The organism is Pseudomonadota bacterium, from assembly GCA_038533575.1.
GTDB lineage: Bacteria > Pseudomonadota > Alphaproteobacteria > Rhodobacterales > Rhodobacteraceae > Shimia_B.
The window spans coordinates 1-1,852 of the sequence record JBCAYL010000019.1; the positions used below are offsets into that span (position 1 = coordinate 1).

At 47.7% G+C, this 1,852-nt stretch carries 1 protein-coding gene; it reads left to right on the forward strand.

From position 1 onward, the window contains the following. The coding region (locus AAFM92_16825) for an endonuclease/exonuclease/phosphatase family protein (GenBank protein MEL7302028.1) at window positions 1-1,852 on the forward strand (1,852 nt) is incomplete at both ends.

The window sequence follows — 1,852 nt, forward strand, 5'->3', positions numbered from 1 at the left end:
GTGAAAGGAAGATTGTTACCTGGAATCTGCAAAAGGTATCATTAAGAGAGGAGAACAGAAGGAGGCTCAGAAGAGTATGCGAGAGGATAGAAAGAGAGGGGTGGGAAATAGTGTTAGTTCAAGAATTATCAGCAGTAGGGAAGGGGGTTATTTGGTTAGGGGAAGGGGAAAATAGGGTAGCTATCCTTCACTCTGTGAAGGCGGGGATCATTCTTAGGGGTAGCAGCTTAGATAGATGGATCAGGGAGGGTCAACATGTTTGGTATTATAATAGGGTAGTTGCTATTACGTTGGGAAAGATGAGGCTGGTAAGTGTGTACCAGCCCATCTGGAGGGTCTGGGGGCCAGATAGGGCAGCCCTAGAAGAGTGTAGGAGAGATGTAGAGACTCAGTTAGGATTGGGGAGGAGGGAAAATTTAGTGATAGGAGGGGATTTTAATGCTAGCGTAGGTAGAAATAGGAGGGGTATGGATGGCGTGTATGGAAGGTTTGGCATAGGTGAGATGAATGAGGCTGGTAGAGACCTGATGGAGTGGTGCGGTATAAATGGATTAGCATATGTTAACAGCTATATGAGGCATGAAAGGAGAGGTACGTGGCAACACCCCTGGAATGGAAGATGGTACGAGTTGGATGGTTTTCTGATGAGGAAGGAAGAGCGGCACAGGTTGGTGAAGAGAATGAAAGCAATGAATGCAAGTGATTTGAGTGACCACGCGGCAAAAAGTTTGACTGTGAAAGTGTGTGAAAGGAGGTGGAGGACAGTAGGAGGAGGGAGAAGGCCTCCCAGAATAAAATGGGAGGCCCTCCAACGAGTGGAAAAAAGAGCAGAATACATGGAGAAGACGAGAGAGCTGATGACAAATGAGGATGTGGATGAATGGAAATGGGAGGGTATGACAGAGGTGATGATAGCGGCGGCGAAAGATGTGTGTGGCGAGACCACCATCTCGGTGGCCAACCCGTGGACGGTAGGTTGTGAGGAAGAACTGGATGAGATGAAAGAGAATACTGTGAGAGCGGTGAGAACGAGAGGGGAGAGACTGACGGCGGTAAATGAGATGAGAGAGATGGATGAGAGGAGAGAAGAGAGAGTGCAAGCGGAGAGAGAGTTAGTGGTAGCACGGAGAGATGTAAGAGAGTGTAGAAGAAGAATGAAAAGGAGACTGAGAGAATTGGAGAGAGAATGGTGGCAAGAGAAGATTGACAGATGTGAGGCAGCATGTGAGGAAGGAAGAGTGGGTGATATGTACAAGATTTTAAGAGAAATAGGAATGAGAGGGAAACGAAAGGCTGGAAGAGGAGGCATGTTAACGGCAAATGACTACAAGAGACAGTTTGAAAGGGTGTCAAGTGAAAGGTATGAGGAACGTCCGGAAGTGATTGAAGGCGCAGTGAGGAATGCAAGGGATCTGAGAGAGGATGAGAGAGCGATAGAAGCGAATGAGAAAATGAACGAAATCCCCAGTGTGAGAGAGATTGTAGATGCCATGAAAGATATGAAAGAGTCCGCCCCGGGAGAAGATGGAGTAAGAATCAGTTTTATAAGATACGCCTGTGAAGAATTGCAAGAGAGAGTGATTGAGATGGTACAAAAGATGTTTGTCAGTAGAGCGAATGACTGGAGCGAGGGGCTGAAAGGAGGAATAATTGTGCCCCTGTATAAGAAGGGGGACCGCGAGGACCCCGGAAACTACAGGGGAGTGTGTCTGTTGGCCATGGGTTCTAGAATCCTGGCCAGAGTGATTGCAAATCGTTTAGGTTGGTGGGCCGAACATCTGGGCCTGCTTGACGAAAATCAAGCAGGTTTCAGAAAGGGTCGGTCCACAGCGGATATGACACAAATGATGGT